Annotated in this window: 11 protein-coding genes and 1 pseudogene; 8 read left to right on the forward strand and 4 right to left on the reverse strand. The window is 66.8% G+C overall.

From position 1 onward, the window contains the following. The first annotated feature begins 31 nt into the window (after nucleotides 1–31). The 6 genes from PGN12_13865 to PGN12_13890 all read left to right on the forward strand — a co-directional run bounded on the left by PGN12_13865 (nucleotide 32) and on the right by PGN12_13890 (nucleotide 12435). Nucleotides 32–2584 (forward strand): cellulosome protein, encoded by a 2553-nt coding sequence (locus PGN12_13865; protein MEH3104977.1) that lies wholly within the window; start codon nucleotides 32–34, stop codon nucleotides 2582–2584. A 49-nt stretch (nucleotides 2585–2633) separates the two neighbouring features. After that, entirely contained in the window at nucleotides 2634–5372 is a 2739-nt protein-coding gene (locus tag PGN12_13870) for a TonB-dependent receptor (protein ID MEH3104978.1), read from the forward strand. A gap of 231 nt (nucleotides 5373–5603) precedes the next feature. Beyond that, nucleotides 5604–8876 (forward strand): family 43 glycosylhydrolase, encoded by a 3273-nt coding sequence (locus PGN12_13875; GenBank protein MEH3104979.1) that lies wholly within the window; start codon nucleotides 5604–5606, stop codon nucleotides 8874–8876. A 289-nt stretch (nucleotides 8877–9165) separates the two neighbouring features. After that, a complete protein-coding gene (locus tag PGN12_13880; GenBank protein MEH3104980.1) occupies nucleotides 9166–9495 on the forward strand; it encodes a hypothetical protein in 330 nt (109 codons plus the stop codon). Between the two features lie 120 nt (nucleotides 9496–9615). Further along, the gene (locus PGN12_13885; GenBank protein MEH3104981.1) at nucleotides 9616–11226 is read left to right on the forward strand and encodes an ABC-F family ATP-binding cassette domain-containing protein; all 1611 of its coding nucleotides are present in this window, start codon (nucleotides 9616–9618) and stop codon (nucleotides 11224–11226) included. A 9-nt stretch (nucleotides 11227–11235) separates the two neighbouring features. Beyond that, entirely contained in the window at nucleotides 11236–12435 is a 1200-nt protein-coding gene (locus PGN12_13890) for an NAD(P)/FAD-dependent oxidoreductase (GenBank protein MEH3104982.1), read from the forward strand. Nucleotides 12436–12650: 215 nt separating this feature from the next. Here the strand turns inward: PGN12_13890 and PGN12_13895 are convergent, their stop codons facing one another. After that, entirely contained in the window at nucleotides 12651–12923 is a 273-nt protein-coding gene (locus tag PGN12_13895; GenBank protein ID MEH3104983.1) for a hypothetical protein, read from the reverse strand. A gap of 201 nt (nucleotides 12924–13124) precedes the next feature. Between PGN12_13895 and PGN12_13900 the strand changes: the two genes are divergently transcribed. After that, nucleotides 13125–13634, forward strand: coding sequence for an amidohydrolase family protein (locus tag PGN12_13900; protein MEH3104984.1), 510 nt, complete (start codon nucleotides 13125–13127; stop codon nucleotides 13632–13634). Between the two features lie 14 nt (nucleotides 13635–13648). Then, nucleotides 13649–14464 (forward strand): annotated as a pseudogene (locus PGN12_13905) (rhamnose/proton symporter RhaT). A gap of 89 nt (nucleotides 14465–14553) precedes the next feature. Here PGN12_13905 and PGN12_13910 read toward each other — a convergent pair. From PGN12_13910 to PGN12_13920, 3 genes are all read right to left on the reverse strand, one after another. After that, nucleotides 14554–17340, reverse strand: coding sequence for a TonB-dependent receptor (locus PGN12_13910; protein MEH3104985.1), 2787 nt, complete (start codon nucleotides 17338–17340; stop codon nucleotides 14554–14556). A gap of 87 nt (nucleotides 17341–17427) precedes the next feature. Then, the gene (locus tag PGN12_13915) at nucleotides 17428–18378 is read right to left on the reverse strand and encodes a ferritin-like domain-containing protein (protein MEH3104986.1); all 951 of its coding nucleotides are present in this window, start codon (nucleotides 18376–18378) and stop codon (nucleotides 17428–17430) included. A 98-nt stretch (nucleotides 18379–18476) separates the two neighbouring features. After that, a complete protein-coding gene (locus tag PGN12_13920) occupies nucleotides 18477–19415 on the reverse strand; it encodes a ferritin-like domain-containing protein (GenBank protein ID MEH3104987.1) in 939 nt (312 codons plus the stop codon). Between the last annotated feature and the right edge of the window lie 305 nt (nucleotides 19416–19720).

Genomic DNA, 19720 nt, shown 5'->3' on the forward strand with positions numbered 1-19720 from the left:
CGCCGCGCCGCCCCTCCCGGAGTTTCGCCCGATGCGTGCCCTCGCTTTTGCCGCTCTGCTCGCCACCACCGCCGGCCCCGCGCTGGCGCAGGATGCCCCCGAACGGCTGACCGTCGACATGGGCAGCGACACCGGCGCGTTCCACGGCGGGGCGTCGGGGACGCTCTACGGCCTGTACGATGCGCGGCTGCCGCACCCCAATCTGCTCGAAGGCATCAAGCTGCGCACGGTATCGACCAAGGCGCAGGACGGGCCGCAGCATCCCGGCGCGGACGCGCTGGAGGTGTCGACGCTGCTGACCGATGCGTCGGGCGGCGACACCTATATCTACATGACCGACATCTTCCGCGAGTTTCCGTACAAGTGGAAGAGCGGCGACTGTGCCCAGTCGGTGACCAACTATATCGAGGTGCTGAAGCGGCAGGCCGCGCAGGTCCGCGCGCTGCTGCCGCGCTATCGCGACCGGATCGTGTTCGTGCCGTTCAACGAGCCCGACGGCAACATGTTCAGCGCCGATGCCAAGAGCTGCACCGGGGTCAGCTGGCTCAAGCAGCCGGCGGTGTTCCTCGACGCCTGGGACCGAGCGGTGCGCGCGCTGCGGCAGGCGGCGCCGGGGACGCGGATCGCCGGGCCGAACACCAGCATCCTGTTCGATCAGGTAGAGGGATTCCTGCGCCACGCGATCGCCGCTGACACGATGCCCGACGTTGTGACGTGGCACGAGCTGAGCGATCCGGCGACGGTGCGGACCAGCGTGCGAAAGTATCGTGCGTGGGAGGACCGGCTGTTCGCGGGGACGAAGTGGCAGGGGCGGCACCTGCCAGTCAACATCAACGAATATGCCTATAACTATCACACCTCGGTGCCGGGGCAGATGATCCAGTGGGTCGCGGCGATCGAGGACGCCAAGGTCGATGCCGACATCGCTTACTGGAACATCGACGGCAATCTGAGCGACAGCGCGGTGCAGGCGAACCGCGGCAACGGGCAATGGTGGCTGCTCAACGCCTATGCGACGATGAGCGGGCACACGCTGGCGGTGACGCCGCCGCACCGCGACCAGAGCTATACGTTGCAGGGCGTCGCGACGCTCGACCCGGCGCGGCGACAGGCGCGCGTGCTGCTCGGCGGCAAGAGCGGTGCAGCGACGGTGACGCTGACGAACGTGCCCGCGCTGTTCGGCGCGGCGGCGCAGGTGCGCGTGCGCGAGATCGCGTGGACCGGGCAATTGGGCGACGCCACCCCGCCGGTCATTGTCGCCGACCAGCGCGTGCGAGTGACGAACGGTGCGATCGCTTTGTCGTTCGGGCGCGGCGACTTGCCGGCGCTGCGTGAGGAATCGGCGTACGAGTTGGTCGTCACCCCGGCCGGGACTGCCCTGCCCGCCCCGCCTGCACCGTGGCGGCAGGATTATGAGGCGGAGACAGCGACGCGGCGCGGCAGCGGCTTGAAGGTGCGCGGGCCGGAGGGATCGCCCAAGGATGTGTCGCGCTTCCACACCTCCGGGGGCTATTCGGTCGAGGGGTTCGCGGGCGGCAACGATGCGGCGCTCGACTTTGCGGTGCAAGTGCCACGCGCGGGTCGCTATGCGCTGCGCGTGCTCGCCAGCACCTTCAACAAGGATCCGCTGGCTGAGGCGCAGGGCGCGACCAACGTCTTCCTGCGCGTCGACGGCAAGGAAGTCGGCGAACTGTATCTGCCGCTCGGCTACAAGCCGGCGGTGCTCGATCATGCCGATATCGAGCTGACGCTGGGCGCGGGGCGGCATGTGGTGACGCTGGCGACGCGCAGCCGCGACGGGCGCGCGCGGACGCAGGGCAATGCTTTGGTCGACCGGATCACGCTGACCGAGGCGGTGGGCCTTGCCGCGCAGGTCTATGACGCGCGCGATGCGAAGCGCGACGGCGCGGCGGCGACCTATTGGGTCTATGCCGCCACCGACGGGCCGGCGCGGCTGGCGACGGCGGGCGGACGCGTCCTGCGCGTCAACGGGCGCACGGTGCGCGGCGACCGCGCTTTTCTGCTCGGCGGCATCAACAAGGTTGAGGTCGCGGGCGATAGCGGGCTGACGGTGACGCCGACCCCGTCGGTCGGTGCGCAGCATTACGAAGCCGAGGCGGCGCAGGTCGCGGGCCATGCGCGGGTCGCGGCGGCGTCGCGGGCGAGCGGCGGCCGGGCGGTGTTCGACATCGGCGGCGCGCCGGGCAATGGCAACACGCTGACCTTCCCCGACGTGCGCGTCGCGCGGGCGGGCACCTACGCGCTGACGCTGCGCTTCTCGAACGACGAACAGTCGAAGGCGACGCACTACAATCCCGATCCGCTGGCGCGGGTCGCGCGGATTGCGGTCAACGGCGCGGTGCCGGTGCTCGCGACCTTCCCCAACAGCTTCCACCGCAACAATTGGTGGGAGATGACCGTGCCGGTCACGCTACGCGCCGGGCGCAACACAGTGCGCATCGCCGGCGAGGAACAGCCGAACTGGGACGGGAAGAGCTATGCCTCGCAGGTGTGGCCCGACGTGCTGCTGCGCTCACGCTTCGCCCCCAACATCGACCGGATCACGGTAACGCCGATGCCGTGATCCGCGCCGCCGGACGACAAGCAGAAACGACAAAAATGGGAGGATTACGATGTTCATGCTGACGAACGCGCGCCTGCTCGCCTCGAGCGCCGCACTGGCGATCACCGTCGCCGCGACCACCGCCGCCGCGCAGACCGCACCCGAGCCGGGCACCACGCCGCCGTCCGGCGACGCGCCCGCCGCCTCCGACGAGATCGTCGTCACCGGCATCCGCCAGAGCCTGAGCAGCGCGCAGAACATCAAGCAGAATTCGGACGCGATCGTCGATGCGCTGGTCGCCGAGGACATCGGCAAATTCCCCGACAACAACGCGTCGGAGGCGATCGCGCGGATCACCGGCGTGCAGGTGACGCGCTATCTCGACGAGGCGAACGGCGTGCTGATCCGCGGGTTGCCCAACGTCCAGACGACCGTCAACGGCCGCGAGATCTTCACCGCCGACGGTCGCTCGGTTGCGATCCAGGACTTTCCGGCGCAGGCGGTGGCGCGCGTCGACGTGTTCAAGGCGGTGACCGCGCAGAATCTGGAGGGCGGGATCGCCGGACTGCTCGACGTCGGCTTGCGGCGGCCGTTCGACTTCAAGGGCTTCGAGCTCGCCGGCGCGCTACGCGGGGTCTATAACGACCAGAGCCGCAAGCTCGACCCGATCGGCAGCCTGCTGGTCAGCGACCGCTGGCAGACCGGGATCGGCGAGATCGGCGCGCTGCTCAACGTCTCGTTCACGCAGACGCGCTACCTCAATTCGGTCCGTTACCAGGGCTTTCAGGACAATGTTCCCGCCGCGCAGGCGATCCTGCCCGCGTCGGTGGGGCGCGACTTCACCTTCCCGCAGGACATCGGGCTGTTCTACGGGCGCGGTACGCGCCAGCGGCCGTCGGTCAACGGCTCGCTGCAATGGCAGCCGACCGACAATCTGATGATCTACGCCGACGGGCTGTGGCAGGCGTATCGCAACAAGAACGCCAACGACTTCTTCGGCGTGCCGATCCAGTCCAGCACCACCGGCGGCACCCCGCCGACGATCCGCAACGCGGTGCTGACCCCGGACGGTACGACGCTGGAATCGTTCGACATCGATCTCGGCATCGTCAACGGCCCGACCAAGGAGTTCGGCGACAGCAGCACCGACACCTATCAGGGCGCGCTGGGCGCAAAATGGGAGGTCGCCAATGCGGTCTTCACCACCGATCTCGCGTACACGCGCTCGGTGGTGAGCAACACCTTCGGGCGTTTCGAGACGCAGACCGTGTCGCCGCTATCGCTGGCGGTGCGGCTCAACGACCAGCGCAGCGTCAACTTCGTGCCGAGCGGGGTCGACTTCGCCAATCCCGACAGCTTCTACGTGCGCGGCGTCTATGACGAGCGCCGCCGCTCGGAGGGCAGCCAGTGGCAATGGCAGGGTAATGCGCTGATCGACACCGGCTCGGCCTTGTTCCCCAAGTTCCGGCTCGGCGTCCGCTACGCCGACCGCAACGCGCGCTCGCAGTTCGGCGGGCGCTACGCCGGGCTCTCGGGGCTGCGCGACGTCATCAGCAAGGTGCCGACCGTGTCGCAGGGCGGGATCATCGAAGCCGGTTTCCGCGGCGACGACGTCCAGCAGTTCCGCAGCTGGTACGCGCCCGACGCCTATCTGTTCAACGACAAGCTCGACGACGTGCGCGGCTATGTCCGCGACGGTCTGGCGCGGCTCAACGCCGATGCCGGAACGCAGGCGGCATGGGTGTCGGACGAACCGCGCTACGATCCGCTCGCGTCGTTCCGCGCCCGCGAGCAGGTGTTCTCGGGCTATGCGCAGCTCGACTATGCGTTCGACATCGGCTTCCCGATCGACGGCGTGATCGGCACGCGCGTCGTCGTCACGCGCAACCGCCTCGACGGCACCAACTCGCTGCCGATCCCCGGCACCGGCCAGACGCAGCTCGTCCCGATCGACTCCTCGACGCAATATGTCGACGTGCTGCCGAACATCAGCGCGCAGCTGCATTTCACCGACCGGCTCAAGCTGCGGCTGTCGCGCACCGAGGCGCTGACCCGCCCCGGCTTCAACCAGATCAACCCGACGCTGACGATCACGCAGGGGACGATCGGCGGCAACATCTCCTACACCGGCAATGGCGGCAATCCCGAGCTGCAGCCGATCCGCTCGAACAATTACGACGCGTCGCTGGAATATTATTTCTCGCGCACCGGATCGGTGTCGGTCGCCGGTTTTTATCGCGAGATCGAGGGGTTCATCAATTCGCTGCCGCAGGTCGTCAACGTCCAGCCGTTCGGCAACATCCTCGTCTACCGCCCGTCGAATTCCAGCTCGGGGACGATCAAGGGGATCGAGGCAGCGGCGACGACCTTCTTCGACTTTCTGCCCGGCGCGCTGCGCGGGCTCGGCGCGCAGGCGAACTTCACCTATATCGACGGCGAGCAGGTCGTCCCCGCCGCCGCCAATTTCGCGGGCGGGCGCAACACGCTGCCCGGCGTCTCGAAGTACAGCTTCAACGTGATCGGGCTGTATGAGCTGGGGCCGGCGAGCGTGCGGCTCGCCTATAATTACCGCAGCGCCAACGTCGACGGCTTCGGCGCGCCGGGCGTGTTCACCACCGTCTATTCGGACGCGGTCGGGCGGCTCGACCTGTCGGCGAGCTACAACGTCAACGACAACATCACGCTGACCGTCGACGCCACGAACCTGCTGCGCACGCCGTACCACAGCTACGTCAAGGACCCGCGCTATCCGCGCGACGTGCGCTGGGAGGCGAGCCTGTTGTCGGCGGGGGTGCGCTTCCGATTCTAGCGATCAGCCAGCCATTATCCGTCGCCCCGGACTCGATCCGGGGCCCCGCTTCCTCTTGTCGCGTGGGAAGAAGAAGCGGGATCCCGGATCAAGCCCGGGAGGACGAGGTGTGGCTGGCGAGCTGTGAAGATCGGTCGATACAGGGCTTCGACTTCGATGAATCAACACCCTAGAGACGATCGCGACCCGGCGGATCGACCGCCGCCGATCGGGAGATGATGGTTGGATTGCATGTCAGGGTTTGCCCGCCCGCTGCTGCTGCTCGCCGCGCCGATCGCACTGACCGGTGCGACGCCGCCGGCCGAGCCCGTCGCGCCCGCCCCCATCGGTGCGGCCTATCTCTTCGTCTACTTCACCGAAAACACGATCGACGGCGAGAAACTGCGCTTCGCGATCTCCGACGGCAACAATGCCCTGCAGTGGAAGACGCTCAACGACGCGCAACCGGTGCTGCAATCAAGCGAGGGCACGCGCGGGCTGCGCGATCCGTTCATCATGCGCTCGGCGGAAGGTGACCGCTTCTTCCTGCTCGCCACCGATCTGTCGGCGGCGCGCAGCGGCTGGGGCGACGCGACGCGCCACGGCAGCCGCTATCTCGAAATCTGGGAATCGACCGACCTGATCCACTGGGGCAAGCAGCGCCACGTCCGCGTCAACCTGCCCGCCGCCGGCATGACCTGGGCACCCGAGGCGAGCTACGACCCGACGATCGGCGCCTATGTCGTGTACTGGACCTCCACGCTCTACAAGGACGCCGCGCACATGGTCGAGGATGGCGAGGGGCCGCAGATCCTGAGCGCGATCACCCGCGACTTCCGCACCTTCACCACCCCGAAACCGTGGTTCAAGGCCGCAGACGTGCCGGGCGCGGTGCGTGCGAAGGGGATGATCGACGCCACCGTCATGAAGGACCGCGACCTTTATTACCGCTTCACCAAGATCAGCGACGCGCAGGGGTGTGCCTCGAGCGACATCCTGGCGCAGGTCTCGCCGGCGCTGCGCACGGACGGCGCATCGGGACAATGGAAGATCCTCGATCGCTGCATCGGCCGCCGCGCCGGCACGCCCGAGGTGGAGGGGCCGACCGCCTTCGTCGCCAATCCGGGCGACACGAGCGGGTTCAAATACTTCCTGTGGGTCGATGACTATGGTGGCGCCGGCTATATCCCGCTCGCCACCAATGCGCTCGACGGCACGATCGCCTGGACCTATCCACGCGACTTCCGCCTGCCGCCGTCGCCGCGCCACGGCACCGTGCTGTCGATCACCGCCGCCGAGCGCGACCGGCTCGAAGCGCATTGGCGCCGCGCCACGCCGGATTCCGCCGACACCGCGGCGCGCTGGGTGGTCCCGCCGGTGCTGGCATCGGGGACGCGGCTGCCGGTGCCGGACGGCTTCGTCGCGACGTGGCGTGCCGACGGGCGGGTGGTGCGCGACGGGGTGCTCACCAACCGCGGCGCGGCGGCGCGCCTCGTCCGGCTCCACGGCAGGCTGACCCGCGCGGACGGGACGACGCTCACCAAGCGCTTCACGGTCCGCGTGCTCGGCAGCGGTGCGCGGCGGCTCGAAGCCTATGCGCGCACGCCGACCGACGCGCATGACGCCAACCAGCCAACTGTCGCGCGCAGCGTGCATCTCGCGCTCAGCGGCCCGGACAGCCGGATGACGCCGCTCAACGAGGATGACGGCGTGGTGTTCGCGAAGGGCGATTACATCGGGGTCGATCGGGTGACGTTGCGCGGCGTCGCCGATCCGTCGCTCTTCTATTTCGCCGACGGCGCGCTCGGCGTGATCGCGACGCGGGTCGATATGGCGGGCACGCCCGATCCCGCAGCGACAGCGACCGTCATCTTCCGCAGCGATCCCGCGCGGCCGGCGGAGTTCGAGGAAATTGGGACGCTCGACCTGCGCAGCGCCGATGGGATCGCGCAGCCGCACGCGGTGTGGGACAGCGCCGCGCGCCGCTATCTCGTGTCATGGACCGACCGGGAGGCGCGGCAGCGCTGGACGACGGTCGCCGATCTGGCGCGGACCGAGTGGCAAACCGCGACGTGGCAACCGGACAACAGCGGCCGACGCCGGCGGATCGTCTCAGGCGACAACGTCGGCAACGCGCGGATTGGCGCGGTCGCCATCCCCGCTACGCTGGCGATCAGCGCCGACACCGCGGCCACCCTCACCCGTCGCTTCGGCCGGGTCGTCAACACCAGTGCGACGGTCGCGAAGCGGACGATCGCCGTGGGCCGCAGCGCCGATATTCGTAACGCGCGGGTGACGCTCGGCTATTCGGACGGCTCCACCGCGACGCGTGCGGTCGACTGGGATGCCGCCGACTTGGCGAAGCTCACGCGGCCCGGCCGCTATCTGGTCCATGGCACGATCCGCCAGCGGCGCTATCCGGCGATCTTCGCCTACAACCGCGCCGATCCCGACATCTATCGCTGGGAGAAGGACGGGCGGGTGCGCTATCTGCTCACCGCGACCGACGACACCGACAATGACAATGTCGGCTCCGTGCACCTGCCACTGCGCGTCGCCGATCGGCTCGAGGATCTTGCCGACGCCAATGGCGGTCGCGCGCGCGAGGTCGACCTGCTCAACCGCCGCACCCGCCGCGATCGAACCACCGAGGGCCGCGTGATCGCCGGCTGCTATTGGGCACCCGAAATCCACGAGATCGGCGGCAAGCTGTCGATCCTGTTCGCGCCGTGCTTCAACCCGAAGGACGATCAGTCGAACGAGGGAGGCGCATGGTCCCGGGTCGCCTCGCACCTCATCCAGTTGCGCGACGGCGGCGATCCCGCCAATCCCGCCGACTGGTCCCGCCCGGCCGCGATCCTGAAGGCCGACGGCGCACCGCTCGGCCGCGCCGAGATGCCGGCGAACATCAGCCTCGATATGTCGTTCTTCACGGTCGGCGAACGTGCTTATTATACTTGGTCGCAGCGTTATCTGCCGGCGTCCGGCACGCTCGGCGATCCGCTGACGTGGATCGCGCCGGTCGAACCTGCGCATCCGACGCGGCTGGCCGGCACGCCGACCCCGATCATCGCGCCGCAAACCTCGGTGGAGGAGAACCTTGCCGAGGGCGCGTTCGCGCTCAGCCACGACGGGCGGCTGACGCTGGTCTATTCCAGTTCGGGGGTCAGCCCGACCTATGTCGTCAACGGCATCTCCGCGCCGTTGGACGCCGATCTCACCCGGATCGATGCGTGGCGTAAATGGTCGGCGCCGCTCCAGAAGAGCGTGGCGATGCCGGCCGGGGTCACCGACTATCGCCGCTACGAACAGGGGCCGGGGCATGGCGCCTTCACCACCGATGAGGACGGCAATCCGCTCTACGTCTACCATGCTTGGGGCAATGGCGTCGGCGGCGACGGACGCGATGCACGGGTTCGCCGCGTGCATTGGGCCGCGGACGGTCGCCCGCTGCTCGACATGACCGGTGACGAGGAGGTCGCCCCCGCGAACCGTCGCGTCACAATGACGGTCACGATGTTGTAACAGGATCGGGCGATTTTACCCCACAAGGCGACATTCAGCGCCTCCGATCGTGTCTCCGGAAGCAGGCATCCATCCGGGTCGAGCTGGAACGGCGCTTGCAAGCCGCGGCCGACGCTGGCGATGCCAAGGTCCTGATCGTCCGCGCTGGGGACTATTTTGGCCCGGGCGCCGCAAACAACTGGTTCGGCCAGGGAGTGATCGCGCCCGGCGCCCGCCCCCGCGTGATCCGTAATCCCGGCACGCGCGGCGTCGGTCATCAAGGGGCGTACCCCCCGACGTCGCCGAGGCGATGGCGCGCTTGCTCGACCGGCCCGCCCTGCCCGCCTTCGCGCGCTTCCATATGGACGGCCATCGGGACCCGGACGGCCGCCACATGGTCGAGGCGATCGCCCGCGTGCTCGGCGATCCGGCCGTGCCGATCCGCCCCCTGCCCTGGTGGCCGCTTCGCGTGGCCGCGCTGTTCGCCACGGCGCCACGCGAGTGGATGGAAATGCGCTATCTCTGGGAGCAGCCGGTGCGTCTGGCGAACGATCGGCTGGTGGCGGAACTCGGACAGGAACCCCGTACGCCCCTCGACGAAGCGGTGCGGGTGGCGCTGGCGGGCCTCGGCTGTCTCTGACGGCGGGTGACGTGGGGGCCGCCATCGGCTATACCAGTGGCGAGACCGAAGGAGCCACGACCATGAACGACCGGAAGATCAGCGCCATCCAGCCTGTCCTTTCCGTCCGTCACGGTGTTCATGTCGAACTTCCTCACTCTCTCCAACCTTTCCGCCGCCACGCCTGACGGCCGACCGCTCTTCCATGATCTGACCTTTTCGGTCGGTGCCGAGCGCATCGGCTTGGCCGGACGCAACGGATCGGGCAAGTCGACGCTGCTGCACATCATTGCGGGCGAAGCGCTTCCTCTGTCCGGCACGGTCCACCGCGCGGGCACGGTCGACCGGCTTGCGCAGCTTTGGCATGACGGGGATAGCGTCGCCCAGGCGCTCGGTGTCCACGGCCCGCTGTCGATCCTGGCAAGGATCGAAGCCGGGGACGGCACCGCTGCGGACTTCGAAGTCGCCGACTGGACGCTACCCGCCGCGATCGATGCCGCGCTCGCCGATGTCGGCCTCGACGGCATCGCCCTGAAGCGCCCGATGGGAAGCCTGTCCGGCGGCGAGCGGACGCGGGTCGGCATGGCCCGGCTGGCGATCGCCAAGCCCGACCTGTTGCTGCTCGACGAACCGACCAACAATCTCGACGCCGAAGGCCGAGCCGCCATCGAACGCTGGATCGCGGGTTGGCGCGGCGGCCTGTTGGTCGCCAGCCATGATCGCGCGCTGCTCGAAACCATGGACCGCATCGTCGAATTGAGCCCGATCGGTAATCGCATCGTCGGCGGCGGCTGGTCGGTCTTTGCGGCGGCACGCGATGCCGAACGGTTGCGTGCGGAGGCCGAACAGACCCGCACCGATGCCGCCCTTCGCACCACGCGCCTGGCCGCCCAATCCGCCCGCGAGGCCAAGGACCGGCGCGACAAGGCCGGGCGCAGCTTCGCCGCCAAGGGATCGGAGCCGAAGATCCTGCTCGGTGCCCGCGCCGAGCGCGCGGAGAACAGCGGCGGACAGGCCCGCCGCCTCGCCGAACGACAGATCGAGGAGGCCGTGCAAGCCCGCGACGCTGCCCAAGCGCGGGTCGAGGTGCTGACGCCGCTGACGATCGATCTACCGGCTACCGGTCTGCCGTCGCAGGCGGAGGTGCTCGCGATCGAGCAAGCGACCGTCGCATATGGCGACCGACATTTCGGCCCCTGGTCGCTGACGATCTGCGGGCCCGAGCGTGTCGCGCTGACCGGCCGCAACGGTGCCGGCAAATCGACCCTGCTCCGCCTCGCCAAGGGCGACCTCGCGCCTGCCAGCGGCACGATCCGCCGACGCGCCGATCGGATCGCCATGCTCGACCAGCATGTCGGCCTGCTCGACGCCGCCGACACCATCGTCGGCAACCTGCGCCGCCTCCAACCCACGCTGGACGAAGAGGCGGTCCATGCCGCCTGCGCGCGCTTCGCCTTTCGCAACCGTGATGCCCAGCGGCTCGTCGGTACGCTGTCGGGTGGAGAACGGCTGCGGGCGGGATTGGCCGCCGCGCTCTCCGGACCGCAGCCGCCCTGGCTGCTGATCCTCGACGAGCCGACCAACCATCTCGATATCGAGTCGATCGAGGTTCTGGAACGCGCGCTTCAACGGTTCGACGGAGCGCTGCTGGTGGTCAGCCACGACGCTCGCTTCCTGAACGCGATCGGCATCGAGCGGTCCGTGGCCGTCACCAGCATCAAAGAGGATGCCGCCACGCCCGAGCCCGGTTAGGCTGGTGCCATGCAGCGTCTTCACATCGCCATAGCGGGCTGTGGCCCGGCGGGTCTCGCCACGGCGTTGCTGCTGCATCGCGACGGCCACCATGTCACGCTGTTCGAGCGGTTCGATGCGCCCCGCCCGGTGGGATCGGGGCTGATGATCCAGCCGACAGGCTTTGCCGTCCTGCGTGAACTTGGGTTGGCCGACGCGCTGCTCGACCACGGTGCGCGCATCGATCGCCTCCACGGCGAGGCGGGAAGCAGCGGCCGGGTCGTTCTCGACGTCCGCTATGCCGCGCTTGGCAAAGGCGCAGGGTTTGGCATCGGCGTCCACCGCGCAACCTTGTTCGCCGTGCTGCATGATGCCGTCGCTGCCGAGCGGATCGCGATCGAAACCGGCTGCGCGGTGACGGGGAGCGAGACGGCAGCAGACGACCGCCGCTTCCTGCTGCTGGAGGGCGGTCGCCGCGTCGGGCCATTCGACCTGATCGTCGATGCGCTCGGCACGCGGACGCCGCTGGCGCCGCCCTGCGGTCGCAAACTGGCCTATGGTGCGCTCTGGGGCACGTTGGATTGGCCCGCCGATGCCGGTTTCGATCCCGGCGCACTAGAACAACGCTATCGGCGCGCGAGCGTGATGGTCGGCGTCCTGCCCATCGGGCGGTTTCCCGGCGCCCCCCGCCAACAGGCCGCGCTGTTCTGGTCATTGCGCGCGGATCGGCTGGCAGAATGGAGGGCTGCCGGGCTCGACGTCTGGAAGGCCGAGGTATCCGCACTATGGCCAGCAACGCGAGGACTGCTCGACCAGATCCGATCAGCCGATCAACTCACCTTCGCCCATTATGCACATCGTACGTTATCGACGCCTGCGGAGGCGGGCATGATCCACATCGGTGACGCCTGGCATTCGGCCAGCCCCCAATTGGGCCAAGGGGCGAACATGGCGCTGCTTGATGCCTATGCCCTGGCGCTGGCATTGCGGCGATCGCCGGATGTCGCAGCGGCGCTCGGTTCGGCGATCGCGATGCGGCGGCGGCATGTCCATTTGTACCAGGCGCTGACCGCGCTGTTCACCCCCGTCTACCAGTCCGACAGCCGGGCGATCCCGTTCGTGCGCGACCGCATCGTCGGGCCGTTGTCGAAGCTCTGGCCAGCCACCCGCATCCAGGCGGCCATGGTCAGCGGCCTTATCGGTAATCCTCTGAAGCCGCTGTTCGGTTAGCGAGCCCGTGCATCGGAATGGACAGATGCAGTGTGTGGTCTCCGACCAATCGTTGGCCATCGCTCACGACGACCGCTGGTTCGAGGGGATATAGGACTTTCTCATACCCTATACGGGCAAGACGGCGTATGCGGACACAGACGGCGAAAATATATCCGCGGCCGTCCGAATTCGCTGGCTCGTCCGTATTGGGTGATAGACCTCGACCGGATCGGTCAGGCGGCCTGCGCCCCCAGCGTGCACTGCGCGGCGTCATATTGGATGTCCGGCCGCGTGACCTGTCGGTTCAGCCAGGCGCTGGCGCGTTCGATGCCGTCGCTCAGATCGTCGGCGAGCTTGCTGTCGATGTGCACGATCTCGCGCGGCGCGAGGCGGAAATACCCACGCACATGGGCCTGCGGCAGGATCAGCCCGCGGCTGCCCGCCTTCGACAGCCACAGGCGGCAGCCGCTCTGGATGTGGCAGCGGCCATCGCGCGGCCGAAACAACGCGATGCCGATCAGCGCCGGGTGCCATTCAGGCCGCCGCCGCCCTGACGCACCATCTGGTTGGCCGCGGCCTGCACCATGTGGAACGCACCGTGCAGGTTGACGCGCATGGTCGGTGGCCGCTGTCGAGCGACCTTGGCCGGCCCGCGAATCGGTCGATTGATGCTATTAATTCCATTTTGTAAGACAGTTACTCAATATATGGAAAGCAATCCGTGGCAGGCCGGCTTCGCACTGCTGGCGCGCCATGGCCTTTCGTTCGATCTGCAATGCTACCCCCTTCAGATGCCGGCGATGGCGACGCTGATCGCCCGGCACGCCGAGGTGCCGGCGATCGTCAACCACCTCGGGATGCCGGTGCTCGCCGATCCGGACGGGCTGGGCGAGTGGCGCACCGGCCTTCGCGCGCTGGCCGCCCTGCCCAATACCGCGATCAAGCTCTCCGGGCTCGGCTTCGTCGCACGCGACTGGACCGAGGCGCTCGTCCGCCCCTTGCTGGCGGAGACGATCGACCTGTTCGGCCCGGCGCGCTGCCTGATCGCGAGCGGCACGCCAACCGACACGTTGTTCGCGCCGTTCGATCGCTGCCTGGGCGTGCTGGCCGAGGCTACGGCGCCCGTCTCTCTCGACGAGCGACGCGCGATGTGGGGGCGAAACGCCGACCGCATCTACCGTCTGGAGCTTGGCACCCGGCTCGACGCCGCCACCTGAACGCGGAGGACCTCATGTCGAATCCCCTGATCGGAGTCTTCTACCACTGGCTGGGCGGACTGTCCTCGGCCAGCTTCTACGTCCCGTATCGCGGGGTGCGGGGGTGGAACTGGGAAGTGCTGTGGCTGACCGGCGGGCTGTTTTCCTGGCTGTTCGCGCCATGGCTGTTCGCGCTGGTGATGACGCACGATCTTTTCGGGGTGCTCGCACGGGTGCCGGCGTCGACCGCGGGCCTGTACATGCTGTTCGGTGCGCTATGGGGCTTCGGCGGGCTGACCTACAGACTGACGATGCGCTATCTGGGCCTGTCGCTCGGGATAGCGGTGGTATTGGGGCTGTGCACGGTGTTCGGCACGCTGATCCCGCCGATCGTCGCGGGCGATTTCGCCGGCAGGTTGCTCGGCACGGCCAGCGGGCGGATCATCCTGCTCGGGCTGGCGGCGACGCTCGCCGGGATCGTCGTGGTGGCCGCGGCGGGTGCGCGAAAGAATGCGGCGCTGGACGATGTCGCGAAGGAAGCGGCCGTCGCGGAGTTCGCTTTCCGCAAGGGGATCGGCATCGCGATCTTCTCGGGGGTCATGTCCTCGTGCTTCGCGTTCGGGCTGGCGGCGGGCGAGCCGGTCAGGGCCTTGTCCGCAGCGGCCGGAACGCGGCCATTGTGGACGGGGTTGCCGGTGCTGTGCCTCGTCATGCTCGGCGGCCTCGTCACCAACGCCTTGTGGTGCGCGGCGTTGATCCTGCGCAACCGCTCGGGCGGGCAATGGCTCGGGCGCGCCGCCGCGACGAGGGAGCGCCCGGCGCTGGCCCGCAACTACCTGCTCGCCGCGCTGATGTCCTGCTGCCCTCGCCCCGTCGATCCATCCTAAGGCCCCACCACACAAGGCGATGGGGCCGATCGTCAGATCAGGAATTGGATCGATCAGAACTTGTACCGCACGCTGCCACCGTAGGTCCGCGACTGATAGATGACTTCGCGGGGCTGATCGGGGAAGCCGTAGAACGTCCTCCGGGTGCTTGCCATGATATTCGAGACCTGGCCGCTCAGGATCAATCCCTTGAATGGACCATTCTTGAACTCGTAATTGACGGCCGCATCCATCCAGTCGACCGGCAGCATATATTGCGACAGGTAGAGCGGGTATTGGATCCCGGTCAATATCTTCCCGCGCCAGTTGTACGACAGTCGTGCGTTCAATCCATCCCGCTCGAACAATCCGACCAGATTGAAGACGTTCTTGGCGGTATTGGTGAGCGGCGTGCTGGACGGCGGATCGTTTTCCGCACCGGGGACCTTGTCCCATTCGAGCTTCGAATCGGTGTAGGTGTAGTTTGCCTGTACACCGAAGCTCTTCATGATCCCCGGCAGGAAGGAGAAGAATGTCTGCCCCTGCACCTCGAACCCGCGTCGATAACCCTTGCCGGCGTTGTAGGGCCGCAACACGTCGTAAAGGCCCGCATCGGCGTAAAGCTGCTCCTGAATGTAGAAGTTCGTGATCGCTCCCTTCAGCTTCCAGTAGAAGGGGGCGATGGTAATCAAACCCGTCTTGCCGAAATAGAATTCGAGCGATGCGTCATATTTCGTCGAGCGCTCGGGCTTGAGATCAGGGTTGCCTGCGCTCGCATATTCGTTCGCGTCATAAACGTCGATGCTCGACGACATGGAGAACAACGAGGGCCGTCGGAAATCCTGAGTATATCCCAAGCGCAGCTGCACCGGATCGGCAAAGTGCACGATCGCGTTGAGGCTGGGCAGGACGGAGAGATAATTGCCGTGCCCTACGATCGGCGCGATGTTCAGGACGGTCGCATTGGCACCGTTGACCACGCCGGGTTGCCGACGCCGTTGGAAAGATCGCATCTGCACATCGGTATTGGAAATTCGCACGCCCATTACGCCGTCGATCGGGAACAGGACCTTGATGGCATAATGAAGTTGGCCGTAGCTCGAAAAGGTATATTCCTTCCCGTCGAAGAAATCGCTCTGGCTCAGAGGCGGAAGCGGCGTCTGGAAATCGGCGGACTTCTTCCACAGGAAATCATAGAGCGCCGGCATGGCGGCAGTGACGGTGTCGAAATCATAACTCAGCCAGCGCGCGTTGTTCTGCACGCCCGTACCACGAAAACCCTCCGCGATCGGGATTAGATTCTGAAAACCTTCGGGCATATCGCTTGCCGGGATCAACAGATTCCCGAAACTGCGCGCGCGCACCCGGCGCTTGTACCGCTTCTGCTCCCAACGCATGCCGACCTGAAGCCAGTCGAGACTGTCCCAGAAGGTTCTCAGCGTCAGGTCGCTCTGGCCGGCGGCCGTGACGTTGTTGTTGGTCCGGATCGATTCGTCGAACTGCGCAAAGCGATATTGCTTCGGATCGAGCAGATCGACGTTGCGAAAGTTCGCGTTCATCATGGGATAGCGGAATTTATCGCTCGCAAATTCGATGTCGAATTCCGGCCGGTTGACGAAGCGATTGCGGATGTTCCGGTCTTGCAGCGTGTTGATGGACTGCGAAACGGAAATCGCGGTTTTCAGCGTGAACCGTGGCGTATCCCACACACCGCTCAACTGGCCGACGAGGCTGTCGTTCGGGTTATTGTAGGGTGACGTAATCGGACCGAACTGGGTGACCGGCGACACGGTCACCGACGCCAGGCGGTTCGTTCCCGGGACCAACTTGATGTTGCTCAGGGCTGGCGCGGTGTTGTTGGCGCTCGACAGGACGGGCACGTAGAGCTGCGCCGTGTTGCGTTGCCAGTCGACATGCGTGTAGCTGCCCTCGAGGACGAGGCTGACGTTATCCTCCGGCTTCCATTGCACGGCCCCCGAATAGGCGATCGTGTCACGATGCCCGGTGACATAGGTGAACGCTGCCTGATACGGCCCGATCAGGGGGAACGGCGTAAGCTGCGATCCGACGACCTGCCGCGGCGACAGGGTCGTGGCGCTATCGTTCAACGCCCGTGATTCGAGGAACGGATTGGCATTGTAGGTGACGTTGAGCAGCACGCCGACCTTACCGATCGACGTATCGGCATTGTAGTTGAGGATGCCGGTATAGTTTTGATTGACCTTGCCGGCCTGCTGAACGTAGCGGGCCTGTCCGATCACCGTCCCGGAGAAGCCGAGCCGGAAATCGGTCGGACGGCGCAGGGTCACGTTGATTGTTCCGGCGCCGCTGCCCTCCGGCTGATCGGCGGTGCGCGTCTTGTATACCTCGACGCTCTTGACCAGATCGGCGGGCAATTGCTGGAAGGCGCCGGTGCGGTCGAGTGAATTGGTGATGGGAACGCCGTTCACCGATGTCTGGATGTCGCCCAGACCGCGCAGCTGGATGCCGTTCCCGCTCGGCGGCGCGATGCCGCCCTCGTCGCGCGTGACCTGGATGCCCGGGATGAGCGACACGACATCGGCCACCGTGTTGTTGGGCAGCTTGCCGACGTCCTCGGCCTTGACGACGTCGACGATCTGAGCCGCATTGCGCTTCTCGTGCCGCGCGGCGCTCAGGCTGTTGCGGACGCCGACGACCTGGATGGTGTTGGGATCGTCGTCGACCTGGCTCTGCGGCGCGCTTTTGGCCTTCTTGTCCTTGACACGCTTCTTCTCGGTATGCCCCGATGATGGCGACACGCTCTGCGCCGCGGCATCCGCCGCCGCCCCTGCCACGATGAGCGCGAGCGCCGACACCCGCACGATCAGATTGCTCCGCATCGTCAAAACTCCCCTATCGTCTTGTCCGGCAGCCGCGCTGCCCCCCTGTTGATCCAGCCCGTTGCGCGCCTTCGCGGCGCTGTGCGGTCAGGTATCGATGCTGCTGCGGATCGCGCCGTTGACGCCGGCGGGAAAAAAGCCGCCGCCCTCGCCCCTCGTCCGGCGCGCGTAGACGGTGTTGAGCGTCAGCTGCGGCAGCCGCGCGAAGACGACGCCTTCGCTGTCGGTCGGCACGATGTTCGCGACCGTGCCGGGCGTCTTGACCGATCCGGCCGTCACGCCCTGATCGTCGTCCGACGGCGCAAACTGGTCGCGCCAGTCGCTGAGCCGCAAGCTCGCGAGCCGAAGCGTCGTGCCGGTAGCGCCGTCGCGCAGATAGATCTGGCTGCGCACCACCGCCGCGTGATGCGCGGCGGCCGACAGCAATCCGCCGATCAGACCGGTGGTCGCACCGGCCTGCACCATCTGCAAATGGCCCTTCAGCGCGTTGACCGCGACATCCTCGAGGATGAAGGCGCCCTGCAACAGCAGGTTCTGGTCGGCGTAGACGTCGAACAGCGCCGGCGCCTTGACCACTCCCGCATTGCGGGCAAAGACGGTGAAGACGCCGGTATCCGTCGTCGCCAGGTCGATGGCCGGCGCCGCCGTCGCCGCACCGCCCAGCGCCGCGCGCAAGCGGGTGACCTGGGCGATCTTGCCCAGCGCGATCTCGGCCAGCATTTCGCCCAGAACGCTGTCCGCGATCGTGGCCTGCCGCGCGCCCGTCGCGGTGCCCGCCGTTCCCGTGCCCGACGTCAGCGCGGCCGGCAGCGGCACGCCCAGGACGGCGATCGAGTAGAATTGCGCCTGAAGATACGCGATCTGCAGCGACAGGTTGAGCAGGTCATTGTCGCTTACGCTGGTGAGGGTCGGCGTGGGGGTGGGCGTCGGCGTGGGCGTCGGCGATCCGCTGGGCGTGGGCGTCGGGGTTCCCGCGAGCGGCGAATCTTCGCTGCCGCAACCGACGAGCGTCGCCATGCCGCCGATCGCGGCAGCCATGCCGAGCACCCGACGCCGACCGAGGACGGACGCGGGGGAGCCTCCGGTGTCACCGGATACACGATTGTTCATGGTTCCTGGTTCCTTGAAAGCGCCGCTCAGGCGGCGGTGCTGCTGCGGATGGAGCCGTTTACGCCGGCCGGGAAAAAGCCCCCGCTCGTCGCCTGCCCGGAGGACTGATAGAGAATGCGCAGCAACTGCTGCGGCGTACGTCCCGGAACGTCACCATCGCCGTCCGTCGGCGTGATATTGGCGACCGTGATCGTCACCGGGCCGTTGGCAGCCTCGTATTTCCGCGACGTCGGCGCGACGCCCGTGAACAATCCGCCACCCGCCAGCTTCTGGCACATCGCCGCGATCGCCGCCGCATTGTCGCGCAGCCGCGCCACCTTGGCACCACGGCTGTACAGGAACGAGCGGATGGTGGCGTGATGATAGCTCTCGGTAGCGAGGATGCCGGCCAGCAGCGCCGCCACCACCCGGTTTGATGCCGTGGCCAGCAGGCCGCGATAGGCAGAGACGCTGATCCCCTTCAGCAGGAACGCTGCATAGAGGAAATTCTCTTCCGAAGCATAGGGATCGAAGGCGGCGCCACTACCGACCAGGCCCGCCCGCTGCATGGCGACCGAAAACGCGCCGGTCGCATCCGCCGACAGATCGAGCGCCGGTTGCGAGATCGCCAGTGCGCCGATCACGGTCTTGATGGGATTGAAATGCGCGCGATTGTCGGCCGCCATCTCCGTGACGATCGAGGATAGCATCGTATCCGAGAAGGTGACCTTCCGCCCGGGCTTGACGGTACCTGGATCCGTGGCGCCCGCCAGCGAGGAGGTCGCCAGTCCCTGTCCAGTCGTCACATAAGTTAGAAATTGCGCATTCAGATACTCGACGTTGAGCACAAAGTTCAGCGCGTCGATATCGCCTGACGATTGGGCCTGCGCACCCTGCGCAGTCATCGCAATTAGCGACGAAGCCACACCAATACTCAGCGCCGCGCGTAATGCACCGCGACGATCGGATGTGATCGTGTCCATCATGCCCCCTCTCCCTGTTTACGGAGAGAACGGTAACGCAAACTAATTTATATGACAAGTTTGTTGTATAATATATTTAATTTTGCCCCAAGTGTCGTCTAAGACGTTATTTTAGCGTCAGAATTCTGCACTCGAAAGACTCTAAAGCTGATGCGAACGATCTCGTGGCCGTGTTGCGGAAGGCCAGCAAAGTGCGTCGGAAGCCGGGCGCATCATCTTTCCGCAAGCACCTGCCATGCACCATTCGTCTGAAAACAGGGGCCGTGCTTGGCACAAACTGAGGAAATTGCTCGAACGCACCGGGTGTC

Origin of the sequence: Sphingomonas phyllosphaerae (assembly GCA_036946405.1) — a bacterium.
In the GTDB taxonomy this organism is placed as follows: Bacteria; Pseudomonadota; Alphaproteobacteria; order Sphingomonadales; family Sphingomonadaceae; genus Sphingomonas; species Sphingomonas phyllosphaerae_D.